Origin of the sequence: Phyllobacterium sp. 0TCS1.6A (assembly GCF_026420825.1) — a bacterium.
Taxonomy (GTDB): Bacteria; Pseudomonadota; Alphaproteobacteria; order Rhizobiales; family Rhizobiaceae; genus Phyllobacterium.
Genome location: NZ_JAPMAB010000005.1, coordinates 66,343 through 86,196, shown reverse-complemented (window position 1 = coordinate 86,196; position 19,854 = coordinate 66,343). Strand labels below are relative to the sequence as shown.

The 19,854-nt window shown below is 62.0% G+C and carries 16 protein-coding genes; 7 read left to right on the top strand and 9 right to left on the bottom strand.

The annotated features are described in order from the left end of the window. Nucleotides 1-83: 83 nt before the first annotated feature. A complete protein-coding gene (locus OSJ75_RS12725; RefSeq protein ID WP_267228339.1) occupies nt 84-1,964 on the top strand; it encodes an AsmA-like C-terminal region-containing protein in 1,881 nt (626 codons plus the stop codon). Between the two features lie 26 nt (nt 1,965-1,990). Here the strand turns inward: OSJ75_RS12725 and OSJ75_RS12720 are convergent, their stop codons facing one another. The 5 genes from OSJ75_RS12720 to OSJ75_RS12700 all read right to left on the bottom strand — a co-directional run bounded on the left by OSJ75_RS12720 (nt 1,991) and on the right by OSJ75_RS12700 (nt 7,813). After that, on the bottom strand, nt 1,991-2,818 hold the full coding sequence (locus OSJ75_RS12720) for an ABC transporter permease (RefSeq protein WP_250015256.1): 828 nt from the start codon (nt 2,816-2,818) through the stop codon (nt 1,991-1,993). 1 nt (nt 2,819) lies between these two features. After that, entirely contained in the window at nt 2,820-3,728 is a 909-nt protein-coding gene (locus OSJ75_RS12715; protein ID WP_250015258.1) for an ABC transporter permease subunit, read from the bottom strand. An 11-nt stretch (nt 3,729-3,739) separates the two neighbouring features. After that, complete coding sequence (locus OSJ75_RS12710; protein WP_267228337.1) at nt 3,740-4,885, bottom strand: ABC transporter ATP-binding protein; 1,146 nt, start codon at nt 4,883-4,885, stop codon at nt 3,740-3,742. A gap of 185 nt (nt 4,886-5,070) precedes the next feature. Continuing rightward, nucleotides 5,071-6,156, bottom strand: a complete 1,086-nt coding sequence (locus OSJ75_RS12705) for a polyamine ABC transporter substrate-binding protein (protein ID WP_250015467.1) — start codon at nt 6,154-6,156, stop codon at nt 5,071-5,073. Nucleotides 6,157-6,373: 217 nt separating this feature from the next. Beyond that, nucleotides 6,374-7,813 carry a helix-turn-helix domain-containing protein gene (locus OSJ75_RS12700; RefSeq protein WP_267228336.1) on the bottom strand — a complete coding sequence of 480 codons (1,440 nt, stop codon included), beginning with the start codon at nt 7,811-7,813 and terminating at the stop codon, nt 6,374-6,376. A gap of 235 nt (nt 7,814-8,048) precedes the next feature. Here OSJ75_RS12700 and aceA point away from each other — a divergent pair, with 235 nt between their 5' ends. The 3 genes from aceA (at nt 8,049) to OSJ75_RS12685 (ending at nt 10,881) form a co-directional block, all read left to right on the top strand. Further along, nucleotides 8,049-9,338, top strand: coding sequence for an isocitrate lyase (aceA, locus tag OSJ75_RS12695; RefSeq protein WP_267228335.1), 1,290 nt, complete (start codon nt 8,049-8,051; stop codon nt 9,336-9,338). Nucleotides 9,339-9,353: 15 nt separating this feature from the next. Continuing rightward, nucleotides 9,354-9,587: a hypothetical protein gene (locus tag OSJ75_RS12690; RefSeq protein ID WP_250015263.1), complete on the top strand. Its 234-nt coding sequence runs from the start codon at nt 9,354-9,356 to the stop codon at nt 9,585-9,587. Nucleotides 9,588-9,756: 169 nt separating this feature from the next. After that, nucleotides 9,757-10,881, top strand: coding sequence for a beta-ketoacyl-ACP synthase III (locus tag OSJ75_RS12685; protein WP_267228334.1), 1,125 nt, complete (start codon nt 9,757-9,759; stop codon nt 10,879-10,881). Nucleotides 10,882-10,885: 4 nt separating this feature from the next. Here the strand turns inward: OSJ75_RS12685 and OSJ75_RS12680 are convergent, their stop codons facing one another. The 4 genes from OSJ75_RS12680 to OSJ75_RS12665 form a co-directional block, all read right to left on the bottom strand. Next, nucleotides 10,886-12,172 carry an NAD(P)/FAD-dependent oxidoreductase gene (locus OSJ75_RS12680; RefSeq protein WP_267228333.1) on the bottom strand — a complete coding sequence of 429 codons (1,287 nt, stop codon included), beginning with the start codon at nt 12,170-12,172 and terminating at the stop codon, nt 10,886-10,888. A 51-nt stretch (nt 12,173-12,223) separates the two neighbouring features. Then, nucleotides 12,224-13,660 carry a glutamine synthetase family protein gene (locus OSJ75_RS12675; RefSeq protein ID WP_250015266.1) on the bottom strand — a complete coding sequence of 479 codons (1,437 nt, stop codon included), beginning with the start codon at nt 13,658-13,660 and terminating at the stop codon, nt 12,224-12,226. Between the two features lie 100 nt (nt 13,661-13,760). Next, on the bottom strand, nt 13,761-14,603 hold the full coding sequence (locus OSJ75_RS12670) for an oxidoreductase (protein ID WP_267228332.1): 843 nt from the start codon (nt 14,601-14,603) through the stop codon (nt 13,761-13,763). A gap of 94 nt (nt 14,604-14,697) precedes the next feature. Beyond that, nucleotides 14,698-15,447: an SDR family oxidoreductase gene (locus OSJ75_RS12665; protein ID WP_267228331.1), complete on the bottom strand. Its 750-nt coding sequence runs from the start codon at nt 15,445-15,447 to the stop codon at nt 14,698-14,700. A 279-nt stretch (nt 15,448-15,726) separates the two neighbouring features. Here OSJ75_RS12665 and zwf point away from each other — a divergent pair, with 279 nt between their 5' ends. From zwf to edd, 3 genes are all read left to right on the top strand, one after another. Next, complete coding sequence (zwf, locus tag OSJ75_RS12660; protein WP_267228330.1) at nt 15,727-17,199, top strand: glucose-6-phosphate dehydrogenase; 1,473 nt, start codon at nt 15,727-15,729, stop codon at nt 17,197-17,199. A 10-nt stretch (nt 17,200-17,209) separates the two neighbouring features. After that, nucleotides 17,210-17,914, top strand: coding sequence for a 6-phosphogluconolactonase (pgl, locus tag OSJ75_RS12655; RefSeq protein ID WP_267228329.1), 705 nt, complete (start codon nt 17,210-17,212; stop codon nt 17,912-17,914). Between the two features lie 63 nt (nt 17,915-17,977). Continuing rightward, nucleotides 17,978-19,801, top strand: coding sequence for a phosphogluconate dehydratase (gene edd / locus OSJ75_RS12650; RefSeq protein ID WP_250015274.1), 1,824 nt, complete (start codon nt 17,978-17,980; stop codon nt 19,799-19,801). Nucleotides 19,802-19,854 lie beyond the last annotated feature (53 nt).

Genomic DNA, 19,854 nt, shown 5'->3' with positions numbered 1-19,854 from the left:
CAGATGATCGCTAAACGGTTAAGCAGTGAAAAAAATGGCGGTGACTGTGCGGCGGTCATTGCAACTCAATATCGGAAACGCTCATGTCCTGGTACAGGCCGAGAAACCTTCTCGTCGCGTTCGCTGTCATGGCGATCGTCGCTGGTGGTATCCTCGTGGCGCTGCCTTCGCTCGTCAGCACGGAAGTCATCCGTGCCCGGCTCGTACAGGAGATCAGCAATTGGACGGGCTATGAAGTCGAGGCCCGCCAGCCGGCCAATATTTCGTTCTTCCCGGTCTTCAGCGCCTCGATCGGCGATGTGACGATCCGCAATCCCTGGCAGAAAGAGGGCCCGGCCTTCATGCAGGCGGAGCGGATCGACGTCGAACTGTCGTTGCTCTCGGCACTCATGGGCGATGTGGAATTCACGCAGACGCGGGTGATCCGGCCCCGTTTCGTTCTCGATGAACCGATCAAGAGCCTTTCCGAGATCGGCGACGCCCTCGCCCGCAGCGATGGGCGGATCGGCGACGTCATGCGCGAGGCGCGCGCCGCGATCGAGGCCAATCCCGCCAAGCCCGACATGAGCACCGTCTCCTCTCAGCCTTTCGGCCGGGTTCGGCTGGAAGATGCAATGGTGACATTCAAGCGGCCGATCAATGGCACCGAGGAACAGATTTCCAGCATTACCGGGGTGTTCGACTGGCCCCAGACCTCCGGCGTCGCGAGCTTTCAGGGCAAGGCGATCTGGCATGGCGAGGAAACGGAGATCGACAGTTCGGCGACCAAGGCGATCCTGCTCCTCGCCGGCGGAACCAGCCCGCTCCAGATCAATCTCAGCTCGACGCCGCTGACGCTCGCCTTCAACGGCTCGGCCAATATCGCCAAGGATCAGTTCTTCGAAGGCACCATCTCCCTCACCTCGCCCTCGCTCCGGCGCACGCTGGAATGGTCGCGCATGGCGGAGATTCCGGGTGCTCCCATCGGCAGTTTCACGCTCGATGCCTCCGTCGCCGGTTCGGGTACGCGGGTCAAGTTCGACGGGATGACGGCGACGCTGAACGACAATCCGGCCAAGGGCGTCATCGAGGTCGTGCTCAACCGCGACGCCCCGAGCATCAGCGGCACGCTGGCTTTCGAGACGCTCGACCTTCACTCGGTGTTTTCCGGTCTCATGCCGCTGCCCAATGGTTCGGCGGAGAGCGACAGGATGATCGGAACCGAGTTCCTCAAGCAGCTCAATCTCGATCTGCGCGTTTCGACCCAGAAGGCGACCGCCGGCAGCGTCAATCTTTCCGACGTGGCGGCGACGGCGCAGATCAGAAACGGCCGCGCCATGTTCGACATCGGCGATGCGGCGGCGTTCGGCGGCGCGGTGGCGGCAAGCTTTCAGCTTGCAGACGAAGGCGACGGCGCGACCATTGGCGAAATGCGGTTCAACGGCACCGACGTCAACAGCGCGCCGATCATCGCCCTGCTCGGCCTCGGCAACCGCTTCGAGCTCGGCAAGGGCTCGGTTTCCCTCGTTCTGAAGGGCCCGCTTACCCGGTGGTCCTCCGTCCTCGCCGACGCCAAGGGCACGCTCAGCATGCGCTTCGGCAGCGGTCAGATTCGCAGCCTCGATGTCGAGCGGCTTCTCGGCAAGGCCAAGACCGAGCGGTTCTACAGCCTCAACGAGAAGACGGACGCGCTGCTGGCGTTCGACCGGCTGGAGATCAAGGCAAACATCGCCGACGGCGTGGCAGCGCTGGATGCCGCCCGCATGGAGAACAAGTCCGGGACGTTCAGCTTCGCGGGGATCGTCACCCTGATGAGCAAGAGCCTTGCCCTCACCGGCGATTTTGCTGCGCCCGTGCCGGCACCGGAACCGCCCGAGGGTACGCCGGCCGACGCGCCGAAGCCGGAACCTGCGCTCAATCACACCCGGTTCTTCATCGGCGGTTCCTGGGACAATCCCTTTATCTCACCGATCGTTTCGCAATAGCCGGACCAGCGCGCGACGCAACCAGCCTAGGCAATAAGGTTGCGTGCCGCTGCCTGCTCGTCGCGCAGCCGTTGCACCTCGCGGCGCTTGTTGACGATCGAGGCGATGATCACTCCGACGGCGACGATGGCAATGAGCATGGTGCAGGCTGCATTGATCTCCGGCGTCACCCCGAGGCGAACCTGCGAATATATCCGCATCGGCAGCGTGGTCGCTCCCGGGCCGGAGGTAAAACTCGAAATGACCAGATCGTCCAGGGACAGGGTGAATGCCAGCATCCAGCCGGAAACAACGGCTGGCAGGATGACCGGCAGCGTTACCTTGAAGAAGGTCGTCACTGGCGTCGCACCGAGATCCATTGCCGCCTCTTCAAGCGAGCGGTCGAAACTCACGAGGCGTGACTGGATGACCACCGCGACGAAGCACATCGAAAAGGTGATGTGCGCCAAAGTCACCGTCCAGATGCCCCTGTCCATGCCGATCGCGACGAAGAGCAGCAGCAATGACAGGCCGGTGATGACTTCCGGCATGACCAGCGGCGCATAGATCATCGCGGAGAAGAGCAGCCGGCCGCGAAACCTGGTGTAGCGGTTCAAAGCGAGCGCCCCTAGCGTGCCGAGCACGGTTGCGACCGTGGCTGAAATCAACCCGACGCGGATCGTCACCCATGCCGCATCGATGAAGCTCTGATTGCTGAACAGCGAAACATACCATTTCGTCGAGAAGCCGGCCCATACGGTGACCAGCCTCGACTCATTGAAGGAATAGATCACCAGCAGGACGATGGGCAGATAGAGGAACGCAAAGCCAAGGACCAGCGATACGATGTTGAAGCGGGACCATTGTGTATTCATCTCATCTCTCGCCTTGCGCTTTGGCCTCGGACCGCTGGAACAGCACGATCGGCACAACCAGCAGCAGCAACAGCACCACCGCCACGGCGGAGGAAACCGGCCAGTCGCGGTTGTTGAAGAATTCGCTCCACAATGTCTTGCCGATCATCAGCGTCGACGAACCGCCGAGAAGATCCGGAATGACGAACTCGCCGACTGCGGGAATGAATACGAGGAAACAACCTGCGATCACGCCCGGCAGCGACAGCGGGAAGGTAATCTTCCAGAATGCCGATATCGGCGGGCAGCCAAGGTCTTCCGCCGCCTCGACCAGCGAATAATCCATCTTTTCGAGGGACGAATAGATCGGCAGGACCAGGAACGGCAGATAGGAATAGACGATGCCGATGAAGACCGCCGTGTTGGTGTTGAGAATATTGAGCGGCGTGTCGATGACATTCGCCCACAGCAGGAACTGGTTCAACAGCCCTTCCGGCTTCAATATGCCGATCCAGGCATAAACGCGGATCAGAAAGCTGGTCCAGAACGGCAGAATGACCAGCATCAGCAGCGTCGGGCGGATCGTCGCCGGCGCGCGCGCCATGCCATAGGCGATCGGATAGCCGACGATGAGCGTCAATATGGTCGAGACGGCAGCGATCAGCAGGCTCGACAGATAGGCCTTGTAATAAAGCGGGTCTTCGGTGAGCCAGACGTAATTGTCCCAGGAGAACTGGCCGAATGCCTGCTTGACCGCCTCCCAGCCGCCGGCGAGATCGATCGCGGGGGCATAGGGCGGGATTGCCATCGCCACTTCGGAAAGCGAGATCTTGAAGACGATGATGAACGGGATCAGGAAGAACACCAGCAGCCAGGCATAGGGCACCAGGATGACGAGGCGGCTGGAAATGGAGGCTATCAGTTTCTGCACGTTGGCTCTCCTCAGGCCGTCAAAACGATGCCGGCATCCGTGTCGAAGCTTACCCAGACCACATCATCATAGCCGAGCGGGTCTTCGACCGTGCGAACCGCATTGAGGCTTGCCGCCTTGATGATCCGCCCGCTTGCGAGCTTGACGTGGAACACCGTCATGTCGCCGAAATAGGCGATGTCATAGAGTTCGCCCTGCGCGGCATTGACGGATTTGTCCGCCGGTGGCTTGCGGCTCAGGCGTATCTTCTCTGGCCGGATCGCGAAATTCACCTTTTGGCCGATAGTGCAGCTGCGCGAGGCATCGGTGCGGATCACCAGATCATCCGCGCCGGTGTCGATATCCATCTTGCCGTCATCGATGGCCGTGGCCGTGCCTTCGAACATGTTCACATTGCCGATGAAATCCGCAACGAACTTCGAATTCGGCGCCTCATAGACCTCGGCGGGTGTCGCCACCTGCATCACCTTGCCCTTGTCCATGATCGCGATACGGTCGGCCATGGTCATGGCCTCCTCCTGATCATGCGTCACCACGACGAAGGTCAGGCCGAGCTCATATTGCAGGTCCATCAGTTCGAACTGCGTTTCCTCGCGAAGTTTCTTGTCGAGCGCGCCGAGCGGCTCGTCCAGCAGGAGCACCTTCGGCCGCTTGGCCACGCATCGCGCCAGGGCGACGCGCTGCCGCTGGCCGCCGGAGAGCTGATGCGGCTTGCGCTTGGCGAACTGCTCCAGCTTGACCAGCTTGAGCATTTCGGCGACGCGGGTTTCGATATCGCCCTTGGGCATGCCGTCCTGCTTCAGGCCGAAGGCGATATTGGCCTCCACGGTCATGTGCGGGAACAGGGCATAGGATTGGAACATCATGTTGACCGGGCGGCGATAGGGCGGGATGCCTTTCATGTCCTGGCCGTCGATGAGGATACGGCCGGAAGTCGGCTCCTCGAAGCCCGCAAGCATGCGCAGAAGCGTGGACTTGCCACAGCCCGAGGCGCCCAGCAGGGCGAAGAATTCACGATTGTAGATGGTCAGCGACAGGTCGTCGACGGCAGTGAAATTGCCGAAAATCTTGGTAACGTTCTCGATAGAGATAAAAGCGGTTGCCTGCGGATCGGTCCATGGGGCGAATTTGCGGCGAAAACTACCCAATGATTTCATGATATATCCCAATTATCAGCCCGGCGGCTTGGTTTCAGAAGGCCTGCGGACGCTCCGGCCACCACAATTACTCTATACATTCAACGCTGCTTCAAGGTGACAACCGGAACAATCGCGCATGGCTGCGTATGGCTGCCGGTCGTCCCAGTGAAAACCCCGGCGCTGGGCCGGGGCTTTGAAGAAGATTACTGACCCGTCACCACCTTGGTCCACAGGCGCGTCACCACCCGTTGCACCTTGGTATCATAGGGTGCGACGGTGAAGAGCTTCTCGAGAACTTCCGGTGTCGGGTAGATCGCCGGATCCTCCAGGATTTCCTTGTCGATGAACTGCTGAGATGCCTTGTTGCCATTGGCGTAGAACACGACATTGGATGCCTTGGCGATGACTTCGGGCTTCATCATGTAGTTGATGAATTCATGAGCCTCGGCCACATGTGGCGCATCTGCCGGGACCGCCATCAGGTCGAACCACATCTGCGCGCCCTGGGCCGGGATCGCGTAATCGACGGTCACGCCGGCCTTTGCTTCGGCGGCACGGTCCCTCGCCTGGAAAATGTCGCCCGAATAGCCGAGTGCAAGGCAGATGTCGCCATTGGCCAGGCCGTTGATGTATTCGGAAGAATGGAACTTGCGCACATAGGGCCGGATCGACGTCAGGAGATCGGCGGCTTTCGCCAGTTCGTCCGGATCATGGCTGTCGGGGTTGAGGCCGAGATAGGCAAGTGCAGACGGCATGACATCCGAGGCGGAATCGAGAACATGGATGCCGCAATCCTTGAATTTCGCCGCCAATTCCGGCTTGAAGAGCACGTCCCATGTCGGCTTTTCGTCCGATCCGAGGATTTCCTTCATCTTTTCGACATTGTAGCCGAGGCCGGTGGTGCCCCACATGTAATCGACCGCATACTGGTTGCCGGGATCGTATTTTTCGACGCGCTGGTTGATGACGTCCCAGGTATTTGAAAGGTTCGGCAATTTGGACTTGTCGAGCTTCTGGAAGACGCCGGCGGCAATCTGCCTCTGCAGGAAATTGGCGGTCGGGACGACGACGTCGTAGCCGGTGCCGCCCGCAAGCAGCTTGGTCTCGAGGATCTCATTGGAATCGAAGGTGTCGTAGACGACCTTGATGCCGGTCTCCTTGGTGAAATCGGTCAATATCTGGGCGTCGATATAGTCGGACCAGTTATAGACGTTGACGACGCGCTCCTGCGCCGTCGCCGAACCGGCCAGGCCCAGCACCAGCGCAGCGGTCAAAATAGCGGATTTCATTCCCATTTATTGTCTCCATTCAGCCGGCATCCGACAGGTGCCGTTCAAACCCCAGATCGACGTTTCGCCGTATCCCCATTACCCACGCAGGACTGCTTTGCGCAACGGTCTTTTCCCACCTTTTTAGATTGCGGCAGCTTCGTCAACTGGCTTGATGCGCCGAGCGCAGGAAATTCCGATGCAGCGGGCGTTTTTGCGGTCGCAAGGACCATCAGGACTACTGAAAATCGAAGGCGCTCAGGCCCGAAACCATCTCATCGAGCCCGAGCGGGCGCGTAATGGGCGGTTCCGCGCGCGAGAGGCATGCGACGCGCTCGCACAGGCGGCAAGCGGGCCCGACCGGCGTCGCAGCCAGACCCTTGCCGCCCTGCGAATTCTGGCCCCTGCTTGCCGCAACGGCGCCATAGACGGTTTCATCGGCAAATCCGATGTCGCAGCCAAGAAGCAAGGCAGTGCGCCGCGGCCGCTCATTGAATGCGCCCTGCGGCCCCTCCTGGGTGCGGGCGAGCGTCAGGAACTCCGCGCCATCGGGCATTTCGACCGCCTCGACCAGGATCTGGCCCGGCTGGGAGAATGCCGCATGCACAGGCAGCCGCGGGCATTCGCCGCCGAAGCGGGAGAGCGGAAATCCCTGCGCGCCGGCGCGGCGGAGCCGGTTGCCGGCATTGTCGATCTCGAGCAGGAAGAACGGTATCGCCGCCTGGGCCGGCATGGTCGTCAGCCGGTTGGCGACCTGTTCGAACGAAACGTTGAAGCGCGCGCGCAGGATGTCGATGTCGTAGCGCGTACGGATGGCAGCAGCCTGGAATGGCTGATAGGGCATCATCAGCGCATGGGCAGCATAGCGGCCAAGCTCGAAGCGGGCGATCCGCCGCGCTTCGTCGGAGGAGAGCTTCAGATCTTCGACTTCTGCCGCGATGATCACCTGCATCCGCGTCAGCGCCGCCTCCATCGCGATCTCGCGCAGTTGATCGAAGGGCGACAACCGTTCCGAGATGAACAGGCGCTGCGAATGGCGATCGTAGCGGCGACGCCAGTTCGGCATGGTCGCAACCGGGAGTATGCGAACGGAGATACCATGCTCGCTCTTGAGCCACGCCTTGAGCGCGCCTGAAAGATCATCGCCCGGGCGCAGCAGACCGAGGAAGCTTTCGGCTTCGCCCTCGATGCGCGGAAAGTGGTTGGAACGCCGCTCAAGCACCTCGCGCACTTCATTGAGGGGAAGACGGGTTGCCGACAGCGAAGGCGCACGCCCTTCCCGCGCCAGGAGTTCGGAAAGGTCCGACAGTCTTTCCTGCTGCTCGCGATAGGCCCGGTAGAGCTTGATGACCCCCGCCGCAGCATTCGGCGCGGCATTGCTGATCTCTATCAGTTCCTGGTCGCCCGGAAGTTCCCCGGACAGCAGCGGATCGGAGAACACCTCCTTCAGCGCTGCCATGGAGGAACCGGTCTCGAGTTGCAGCGTATCAAGCTCGATACGATAGGTTGCCGCAAGCTTCAGCAGCAGTTGCACCGTCAGCGGCCGCTGATTGCGCTCGATCAGATTGAGATAGGATGGAGAAATGCCCAGCGCCTCGGCCATGGCGGTCTGCGTCAGGCCGCGTTCATTGCGCAATCTGCGGATGCGCGGTCCGGCGAATATCTTGCCTTCCGCCATGGGTCCCCTCTCGCGACTGTGACAAGCTTTACATCGTATGTCGCTACGACAGCCTATTACAGAATTTACAAATTTACAATCTGGCTCTGTCAAACACACAACAGCATGACCCGAAGTTTGCGCGTGAAATGGCGATATTCCTAGGGGTATTTTGCAGCGCAATGTAAATTCCGTCACATCGACAAGACGCTGATCTGCGACTTGCTGAGCCTAAATCATCCGAATGGAGAGAATGATGACTGATTTTTACAATCTAGTTCCGAGTGCGCCCGCAGACCGTTTCGAGGGCATTCAGCGCCCTTACACGCCAGAAGACGTGAAACGCCTGCGCGGTTCGGTCCAGATCAGGCACACGCTGGCGGAGAATGGTGCAAACCGGCTCTGGCAGCTCATCCATGAGGAAGGTTTCGTCAATGCACTGGGTGCCCTTTCGGGCAATCAGGCGATGCAAATGGTGCGGGCGGGCCTGAAGGCGATCTATCTGTCCGGCTGGCAGGTTGCCGCCGATGCCAACACGGCTTCGGCCATGTATCCGGACCAGTCGCTCTATCCTGCCAATGCCGCGCCGGAATTGACCAAGCGGATCAACCGCACCTTGCAGCGCGCCGACCAGATCGAAACGGCCGAGGGAAAAGGCCTTTCCGTCGACACATGGTTCGCGCCCATCGTTGCCGATGCGGAAGCGGGCTTCGGCGGGCCATTGAACGCCTTCGAGATCATGAAGGCCTTCATCGAGGCGGGCGCGGCCGGCGTTCATTACGAGGACCAGCTCGCATCGGAGAAGAAGTGCGGGCATCTCGGCGGCAAGGTTCTCATTCCGACCGCGGCCCATATCCGCAACCTCAACGCGGCGCGGCTGGCAGCGGACGTCATGGGAACGCCGACGCTGGTCATCGCGCGCACCGATGCCGAGGCGGCCAAGCTCCTGACTTCGGATATTGACGAGCGCGACCGGCCATTCGTCGATTACGATGCCGGCAGGACGACGGAGGGCTTCTACCAGGTCAAGAACGGCATCGAACCCTGCATTGCGCGGGCCATCGCCTATGCTCCGCATGCGGACCTGATCTGGTGCGAGACCTCGAAGCCGGATCTCGAACAGGCACGGCGTTTCGCCGAGGGCGTGCGCAAGGAACACCCGAACAAGCTCCTTGCCTATAATTGCTCGCCTTCCTTCAACTGGAAGAAGCATCTGGACGAGGCGACGATCGCCAAGTTCCAGCGCGAGCTCGGGGCGATGGGCTACAAGTTCCAGTTCATCACGCTGGCGGGCTTCCATCAGCTCAACTTCGGCATGTTCGAGCTGGCGCGAGGCTACAAGGACAGGCAGATGTCGGCCTATTCGGAGCTCCAGGAGGCGGAATTTGCGGCGGAAGCCAATGGCTACACCGCGACCAAACATCAGCGGGAAGTCGGCACGGGCTATTTCGATGCGGTCTCGATGGCCATAACCGGAGGACAGTCTTCCACGACAGCAATGAAGGAATCGACCGAAACCGCACAATTCCGTCCGGCAGCCGAGTAAAGGAGGTACACGATCATGGCACCGCAGACACGCGTAAAGGAACGGGCCGAAGAACAGGCCTCGCTTATGAATACCGACCAGCAGGCTGTCATCCGCATGGTGGCGAATGATCTGCACCGGCTGAACCAGTCCGTGATGAAGGCCGTCGATGCCGGCGTTTCGGTGGAACTCGTCCGCTCGGCCCGTCACCATGGCGGCGATGGCAACTGGGGAGACCTGCTCATACCGGTGGTCGTTACAAGGCAATAGTGCGGCGTCGCCTTCTCTGGTTCGGTCTGGGCCAGCCACGACGCACTGAACCGCCCGCGAGCAATCGCGGGCGGTTTTGCCTGTGCCTGCCTTTGCTGTCCGTGCACGGGTTCCCTTTGCCCGTTCTTTGCTCTATCGCTTGGCAAAGGCATCAAATCCGGAAAACGCCATGCACAAGGTCGTCATCAGCGGTACAGGCGTATTCACGCCCGAACAAACCATCAGCAATGCGGAACTGGTGAAGGCTTTCAACAGCTACGCGGAAAACGAGAACCGGCGCTACGCCGACGAAATCGCCGCCGGAACCCGCCAGGCCATCGCCATGTCCGACGAGGATTTCATCGTGCGAGCCTCGGGTATCGAGCGGCGCCACGTCCTCGACAAGAAGGGCATTCTCGATCCGCAGATCATGCATCCTGTCCTGCCGGAACGCAGCGACGAGGAACTTTCGGTGATGGCGGAAATGGCCCTGTCCGCCGCCGGCATTGCTCTCAAGCGCGCCGGGCGGGTTCCGGCACAGGTCGATGCGGTCATCTGCGCCGCCTCCAACCATGAGCGCGCCTATCCGGCCATCGCCATCGAGGTCCAGCAGGCGCTCGGGATCGGCGGGTTCGGCTTCGACATGAATGTCGCCTGCTCCTCGGCGACCTTCGCCATACAGGCCGCGGCCGACATGATCCGTTCCGGCTCGGCGCGAGCGATCCTGATCGTGAACCCCGAGATCTGCTCGGCACATCTCGAATGGCGCGACCGCGATTGCCATTTCATTTTCGGCGACGTCTGTACCGCATTGCTGCTGGAGCGCGCCGATCTCGCCGAAGCGCAAGGCAGCTTCGAGATCCTGTCCACCCGCTGCATCACGCAGTTCTCCAACAATATCCGCAACAATAACGGCTTCCTCCGCCGCACGCGCGAGGGACATATGACGGACCGGCGCGACATGCTGTTCCGCCAGGAGGGCCGCAAGGTCTTCAAGCAGGTCGTGCCGATGGTCGCGGAGCTGATCCTGACCCATCTCGCCGACGAGAACATCGCACCGGCGCATCTTTCCCGGCTTTGGCTGCACCAGGCCAATAAGGGGATGAACGACCTGATCGGCGTCAAGGTGCTCGGACGGCAGCCGGAACCGGGCGAGCAGCCGAACATCCTGCAGGACTATGCCAATACGTCCTCGGCCGGCTCCATCATCGCCTTCTCGAAATATTCCGACGACCTGGCCAATGGCAGCATCGGCGTCATCTGCTCGTTCGGCGCCGGCTATTCGGCGGGAAGCGTCATCCTGCGGAAAGTCTGATCCACTAGATCCGGTCCATCAGGGCGTACCAGCTCAGAGCCAGGAACAGCAGCGGCGCGCGGAATGTCCGCCCGCCCGGGAAAGCCGGGACCTTCAGCTCTTCAAACAGTTTCAGCCGATCGCGATTGCCGGCCACCGTCTCCGCGTAGAGCTTGCCGACGAAATTGGACAGCATCACGCCATGGCCGGAATATCCGCCTGCGGAGATCACATTGGGCATGACTTCGCGGACGAAGGGCTGCCGTGGCATGGTTATCCCGACCGAGCCGCCCCAGGCCTCGGTCATCTCGACATCGGCGAGCTGCGGGTAGATCTCGGCGATCTGGCGGCGGATATGGGTGCTGATGTCGCGCGGATTGTCGGCGGTATAGGCCTCGCGGCCGCCGAAAAGCAGCCGGCCGTCCTTCGCCCGGCGGAAATAGCGTACGACAAAGCGGGAATCGTCGACGCTCTCGCCGCCCGGCAGCACCGGACTATCGTCACCCAGCGGCACCGTCGCGCCGATAAAGGAACGGATGGGCATGACATGCGCTGCGCTGACCGGTTCGAGCTTGCCGCCATGGGCATTGACGGCGAGCAGGCATTTGTCGGCAGTTACCGTGCCGTAGCCGGTCTCGACCGTCACGCCCGCCGGCCCTGACGCCATGTTCGTGACCGGCGTCTCCTCGTGGATGGCCGCGCCCGCGGCGGCTGCCGCCCGCGCGGTACCGATAACCAGCTTCATCGGCTGGATATGGCCCGTATTGGCATCATAGAGACCGCCGAGATAGCGCGTCGATCCGAGCCTGCGCGCCGTTTCGTCCGCGTCCATGTAATGAATATGGCGATAGCCGAACTGCTCGGCCATGATTTCGGCGTGCGCGCGGTAATGTTTCAGATAGCGCGGCTTGTGCACCACCGACATCTGGCCCGGCACATATTCGATGTCGATCGACCGGCTTTGCGCGAATTCGAGCAGATGCGCCTTGGCCTCTTCCGCCAGATCGAACAGCATCCGGGCGCGGGTCAGCCCATATTGCGCTTCAAGTTCCTCCGCCCAGGCGCGCTGGCCGGTGCCGAGCTGGCCGCCATTGCGGCCCGACGCGCCATCGCCGACGCGATGGGCCTCGAGCAGGACCACATCGGCGCCGGCCTCGGCAAGATGCACCGCCGCGGAAAGACCGGTAAAGCCGCCACCGACAATCACGACATCCGCCCGGCGCGACCCGTCCAGCCTCGGATAGCGCGGCCGGTCGGCGATTGTCGCTTCATACCATGAGACGCCAGGGGAGATCGGTGACTGATAGGGCATGGTCAAAACTTCCGTCTCGATTTCCGGCGCGGCGTCATGCGTCTGGAACGGTCAGACGTTCAGCAGCAGGAATTCGCGTTCCCAGGGGCTGATGACCTCCATGAACGTCTCGAATTCCGCCCGTTTGATCGCCGCGTAGGTCGTGGCGAAGGATTGACCGAGCACGGCAAGCAGGTCGCTGTCCTGTTCGAACAGCAGCGTCGCCTCGATCAGTCCGCGCGGCAGTTCTATCAGGCTGTCATTGACGGTGATGGAAGCCGGCGCATCCGGCTCGATGCGGTTTTCCATGCCGATCAGGCCGCAGGCAAGCGATGCCGCCAGTGCCAGATAGGGGTTGGCATCGGACGACGGGATACGGTTTTCGACGCGCCGCGCCGCCGGGTCCGAACGTGGGACGCGAAAGGCGGTGGTGCGATTGTCATAGCCCCATTTGACGTTGACCGGGGCCGAAGCCGCCGGTGTCAGGCGCCGATAGGAGTTCACATAAGGCGCGAACATGACGAGCGCCGAGGGCACATGTTTCTGCATGCCGCCGATGAAGTGGCGGAACGCTTCGCTCTCGGAGCCGTCGGCATTGGAGAACACATTGCGGCCGGTCTTCTTCTCGACGATCGACTGGTGGATGTGCATGGCCGACCCCGGCTGGCCCTGGATGGGCTTGGCCATGAAGGTCGCATACATGTCGTGCTTGAGGGCCGCCTCGCGGATCGTCCGCTTGAACAGGAAAACCTGGTCGGCGAGTTCGATCGGATCGCCATGGCGCAGGTTGATCTCGAGCTGCGCCGCGCCCTCCTCGTGGATCAGCGTATCGATCTCGAGGCCCTGGCTTTCGGAAAAGTGGTAGATGTCGTCGATCAGTTCGTCGAATTCGTTGACGCCCGCGATCGAATAGCCCTGCCCGCCGCCGATGGCGCGTCCGGAGCGGCCCACGGGCGGCGTCAACGGATAATCGGGGTCGGGATTCTTGCGCACCAGGTAGAATTCGATCTCGGGTGCGACGACGGGTTTCAGGCCCTTCCTGTTATAGGCCGCGACGACGCGCTTCAGCACGTTGCGCGGGGTAAACTCGACCGCCTGGCCCTCCTTGTTGACGAGGTCGCAGATCACCTGCGCCGTCGGATCGCTCTCCCAGGGCACCACCGACAGCGTCGACAGGTCAGGCATGAGCTTCAGATCGCCATCATCTTCCGGATAGGCGAAACCGTGGCCATCCTCCGGATAGGAGCCGGAAATCGTCGCCATGAATACGGCCGACGGCAGGGCGAGCGACGTGTTTGAGGTGAATTTCTTCGACGGCATCATCTTGCCGCGCGCAACGCCCGCCTGGTCGGGCGTGATGCACTCGATGTCCTCGATATCCCGCCAGGCCAGCCATTCGGCGGCCTCGCGCCAGTTCCTTACACCGCGTGTTGCCTTGACATAGGCGGGCGTGCGCCGCCGAACTGCCGGAGTGCGCAGGGGCTTCTTGTCAGGAGTTTGGGAAGGCATCAATCACCAGTTTTTATTGCGGTGACAGGATGATAGCGCATATTCCGGGCCGATGGGAGGCGGGGCGGCGAAAATTGTGCATGTTCGCCGCCCGCGCGGATCAGGCCTTCGGCGCGTCGGCTCCGACGCTGGTTTCCGCCCATGCCTCGAAGTCACGCTGCATCTCGGCGATCTTCTCATGCGCTCCATCGAACGCCATCTTGCCCAGCAACAGGCGCAGCGGCGGCTTGTCCGCCTCCACGGCCTTGACGATCGCCTGCGCCGCCCGCACCGGATCACCCGGCTGGTTGCCGCTCTGTTCGCGCAGCGCCTTCATGCGCTCGCCGGCGGACGCCTTGTAGTCATCGATGGTCTGGGGCGCTTCATTTGCCGAGCGCCCCGCCCAATCCGTGCGGAAACCGCTCGGTTCGACGATCAGCACCTTGATGCCCAGATGCGCGACTTCCTTCGACAAGGATTCCGACAGCCCCTCGACGGCGAATTTGGTGCCATTGTAGAAGCCGACGGCCGGAAAGCCGCGGAGCCCGCCGATCGATGAAATATTGACGACGGTCCCGGAGCGCTGCCTGCGCATGAGCGGCAGCACCGCGCGGGTCATGTCCATGAGGCCCCAGACATTGATGTCGAACATCTTGCGGGCTTCGGCGATGTCGCTCTCTTCCAGCGAGCCGAAATAGCCGATTCCGGCATTGTTGACGAGCACGTCGATGCGGCCGAAACGCTCTTCCGCCTGCCTGACGGCAGCCCGGACCTCGTCGGGATTGGTGACATCGAGTTTGAGAACGAGGGCGTTTTCGCCGTGCCTTGCGGCAATATCCTCGACCTGCGCCGGGTTGCGCGCGGTTACCACCGTCGGGTAGCCGAGCGAAAGCGTGTGGAGGGCAAGCTCCCGGCCAAAGCCGGTCGAGCAGCCCGTGATGAACCATACGGGTTTTGAAGTCATGGGAATTTCCTTTAGCCTGGTGCCCAAGGGGTGGGGTAAGGAGCTACGACCTCAATGTAGACCACGGAGCGCGCTATTCAAGAATGGCGGGGGCTCAGATGCAGCGGCCGCCATCGACCTCCATCGCCACGCCGGTCACGTAGGAAGCTTCGTCGGAAGCAAGGTATAGCGCCGCATTTGCCACATCCTGCGGCATGGCAAAGCGGCCGAGCGGGATCGACGCCTTGAACTGCGCCCGGCGCTCCGGCGTATCCTCGCCGAGGAAGAGACCAAGCATCGGCGTTTCGCTGACGGCCGGGCAGAGGCAATTGACGCGGATGCCCTTCGGGGCGAGTTCCACGCCCATCGATTTGGTCACATTGATCACCCAACCCTTGGAGGCGCTGTACCAGGCGAGGCCGGGCCGCGGACGCAGGCCGGCGGTCGAGGCGATATTGATGATATTGCCGCTTCCCTGCCGCTCCATGATCGGCACGACGGCCTGGGTCGAATAGTAGATCGATTTCATGTTCACGGCGCCTATGAGATCGAATGTCTCCTCGTCGACGCCGAGCATCGAGCCGTTGCGGTGCGAGAAGCCGGCATTGTTGACGAGGATGTCGATCTGGCCGAAGCGCTGCATCGCCGCTTCGACCATGGTGTCGATATCGTCCTTGCGCGTCACATCGGCGTGAACGGCAAGCGCCTTCCCGCCAAGGTCGCCGGCGACCGTCTCGGCGCCGAGCAGATTGCGGTCCGCCACCACGACACTGGCACCCTCCTCCGCGAAACGCCGCGCCATGGCCTCGCCAAATCCGGAGGCCGCGCCGGTTATGATCGCGGTTTTTCCTGCCAGCCGGGTCATTTTTCCTGTCTCCTTCATGCTTTCTGACACTGAACCTTTATCGTGCAGCGCTAAAACGTTCCCATGGCGGCCGGCACGAATGCGCTTGTCCTGCGGGGCTGGTTCTGTACCATCGCCACCATGATCGCTCGAATCGTAGACGGAATGGTGAATGAAGCAAATCCATTTTGACGCAGGAGACCAATTCGGGTCTGGTCATTTTAAATCGATTAGATTATATAGGCCGCGTGGCGGAGCGCGGCATTCGGCAACGTAAATCAGGCATAGCGAGACCTATCCATGACTAGTCAGATTATCCCGGTCGACCCTTTCGATTGCATCGTGTTCGGCGGCACCGGCGATCTAGCCGAGCGCAAGCTCATCCCGGCCCTCTACCAGCGCCAGCGCGACGGCCAGCTCTCGGAGCCGACCCGCATCATCGGGGCATCGCGCACGCCGATGTCGGACGAGGAATATCGCAAGTTCGCGCAGGCGGCGATCAAGGAATTCGTCAAGGCCGACGAGTATAACAAGCAGCAGGTGGATCAATTCATCAAGCGCCTGTCCTATGTCGCTGTCGATGCCACTTCCGAAAATGGCTGGGAAGAGCTGAAGGCAGCGATCGGCAATGACAATAAGCGTATTCGTGCGTTCTATCTGGCCGTCAGCCCCTCGCTCTTCGGCGATATTGCGAGCCGCCTGAAGAGCTACAAGCTCGTGACCGACAATACGCGCATCATCGTCGAAAAGCCGATCGGCCGCGACCTCGAATCCGCCATCGCGCTCAACGATACGATCGGTCACGTGTTCAACGAGCAGCAGATTTTCCGCATCGACCACTATCTCGGCAAGGAAACGGTGCAGAACCTCATGGCCCTGCGCTTTGCCAATGCGTTCTACGAGCCGCTGTGGAATTCGGCCCATATCGACCATGTGCAGATAACCGTGGCGGAGTCGGTGGGCCTCGAGGGCCGCGCCGGCTATTACGACAAGGCGGGGGCGCTTCGTGACATGGTGCAGAACCATATCATGCAGTTGCTCTGCCTCGTGGCGATGGAGCCGCCCGCATCGATGGATGCGGATGCGGTCCGCGACGAGAAGCTGAAGGTGCTTCGCTCGCTCAGCCCGATCAATTCCACCAATGCGGATGTTCTCACCGTGCGCGGCCAGTATCGGGCCGGCGCCTCGGCGGGCGGTGCGGTGAAAGGCTATCTGGATGAGCTCGGAAGCGCCAGCAATACCGAGACTTTCGTCGCCATAAAAGCCGAAATCGCCAATTGGCGCTGGGCCGGCGTGCCCTTCTATTTGCGCACCGGCAAGCGTCTTGGCACCCGCGCGTCGGAGATCGTGGTTTCGTTCAAGCCGATCCCCCATTCGATATTCGGCGAGAGCGCCGGCCGCGTCGTCGCGAACCAGCTGGTGATCCGCCTGCAACCGGATGAAGGCGTGAAGCAGTGGATGATGATCAAGGACCCGGGCCCGGGTGGAATGCGGCTGCGCCATGTACCGCTCGACATGAGCTTTGCCGAGTCGTTCAAGGTGCGCAATCCCGATGCCTATGAACGGCTGCTGATGGATGTGGTGCGCGGCAACCAGACCCTGTTCATGCGCCGGGACGAAGTCGTCGCCGCATGGCGCTGGATCGACCCGATCCTCAAGGCCTGGGCGGAAACGGAACAGCCGCCGGCCACCTATACGGCCGGCACATGGGGGCCGTCCGCGTCGATCGCCCTGATCGAGCGCGACAGCCGCACCTGGCATGAACCGGAGTGAGACGAGACCGATGACGAGCGATCCGCGATTGAAGAGCTTTTCCGATGGCGATGCGCTGGCAGATGCCCTGGCGGTTTCCGTCGCGGACCGGCTGACCGCCGCCTGCAGGGACCATGGCGAGGCCGTCATCGCCGTATCGGGCGGCTCCACCCCGGCGCGTTTCTTCCGCAGGCTGTCCGAGAAGGACGTCCCCTGGAGCAAGGTCACGGTGACGCTGGTCGACGAGCGATTTGTCGCTCCGGACAGCGACCGGTCGAATCAGAAGCTCGTCAGTGATACATTGCTGCAGAACAGGGCGGCGCAGGCTGGTTTCGTTGGCCTCTACAATCCCGCAGCCGATATTGCCGCCGGCGCGAAAGCCGCGGCGGAGGCCATTGGCCGGATCAGGCGGCCGTTCGACGTCGTGATCCTCGGCATGGGCAATGACGGCCACACGGCCTCGTTCTTTCCCGGCGGCGACCGGCTCGCGGATGCGATCGCAGCGGACCAGCAAGCGCCGGTACTGCCGATGCAGGCGAGCGGTGCGGAAGAGCCGCGGCTGACACTGACGCTGCCGCTGATCGTCAGCGCCGGGCTTGTCGTTCTGCATATCGAGGGCGACGGGAAGATGACGACGCTGGATCGGGCGCTGGGCGAAGGCAGAACGGAAGAGATGCCCATTCGCGCGGTTTTGCGGCACGAGCCCGTCAATCTCGAAATTTTCTGGGCGCCATAGGCGCCAGCAGCGTGAATGCCCGGAATGCTCCCAACGTCCGGGCAACACCACTAGGAGCCGACCATGACCGTTACACAGCGGATAAAGAGCATTACCAACCGCATCCGGGAACAATCGAAACCGACGCGGGACACCTATCTCGATCATTTGCGTGAGGCGGCGTCGCGCAAGCCCAAGCGCACGGCCCTCGCCTGCGCCAATCTTGCCCATGGTTTTGCCGCCTGCAGCCCTTCCGACAAGGCTGCGCTGGCGGGCGATGTCGTGCCCAATCTCGGCATCATCACCTCCTATAATGACATGCTCTCGGCGCATCAGCCCTTCGAGACCTATCCGCGACTGATCAAGGAGGCGGCCAAGGAAGCCGGCGGCGTCGCACAGGTTGCAGGTGGCGTGCCGGCCATGTGCGACGGCGTTACCCAGGGGCAGCCCGGCATGGAACTGTCGCTGTTTTCGCGCGACGTCATCGCCATGGCGACGGCTATCGGGCTTTCGCATGATATGTTCGACGCGGCGGTCTATCTCGGCGTCTGCGACAAGATCGTGCCCGGCCTCGTCATCGGCGCCTTGTCGTTCGGCCATGTGCCGGCGGTTTTCATACCGGCGGGGCCAATGACGACCGGGCTGCCGAACGACGAGAAGGCGAAGACGCGCCAGCTCTACGCCGAAGGCAAGGTTGGCCGCGACGCCTTGCTGGAATCGGAGTCGAAGTCCTATCACGGCCCCGGTACCTGCACATTCTACGGCACCGCCAATTCGAACCAGATGCTGATGGAGATCATGGGCCTGCACATGCCTGGCGCGTCGTTCGTCAATCCGGGCACGCCGCTGCGCGATGCCCTGACCCGCGAGGCGGCGAAGCGGGCGCTGGCCATCACGGCGCTCGGCAATGAATTCACGCCAGTCGGGGAGATGATCGACGAGCGCAGTGTCGTCAACGGCGTTGTCGGCCTGCACGCGACGGGCGGCTCGACCAATCACACGATGCACCTCGTCGCCATGGCGGCGGCTGCCGGCATCAAGCTGACCTGGCAGGACATTTCCGACCTTTCCGACGTCGTGCCGCTGCTGGCGCGCGTCTATCCGAACGGCCTTGCCGATGTGAACCATTTCCACGCTGCCGGCGGCATGGGCTACATCATCCGCGAATTGCTGGATGCCGGCCTGCTGCATGAGGACGTGAAGACGGTCTGGGGCGGCAATGAAGGCCTGCGCGCCTATACGATCGAAGCCAAGCTCGGCGAGAATGGCGGCGTGATCCGCGTCCCTATTCCGAAGGAAAGCGCCGACAAGAAGGTCCTCTCCACCTGTGCCGAGCCGTTCCAGGCGACGGGCGGGCTGAAGATGCTGAGGGGCAATCTCGGCACCGCCGTCATAAAGACCTCGGCCGTCAAGGCGGAACGCCATGTGATCGAGGCGCCGGCGCTCGTATTCGAGAGCCAGGCGGCGCTGCAGGATGCCTTCAAGGAAGGCAGGCTCGAACGCGATTTCGTCGCCGTCGTCCGCTTCCAGGGGCCGCGCGCCAATGGCATGCCCGAACTGCACAAGCTGACGCCCGCGCTCGGCGTGCTCCAGGATCGCGGCTATCGGGTCGCGCTCGTCACCGATGGGCGCATGTCGGGCGCATCAGGCAAGGTGCCGGCGGCGATCCACGTAACGCCGGAAGCGCTCGATGGCGGCCTCATCGGCCGGATACGCGACGGCGATCTCATCCGGCTCGACGCCGAGACCGGCACGCTGGAGGTGCTGGAATCTGTCGAGGTGCTGACGGCCCGACCGCTGCCGGAACCCGACCTCAGCCATAACAGCTATGGCATGGGCCGCGAGCTTTTCGCCACCTTCCGCAATGCGGTGGGACGCGCGGATGCCGGCGCATCGGTGTTCGGCTAGTGACCCGAATCTGAAGTTCACTACATTATTGCAGCAGCGTCAGATGAACTTCA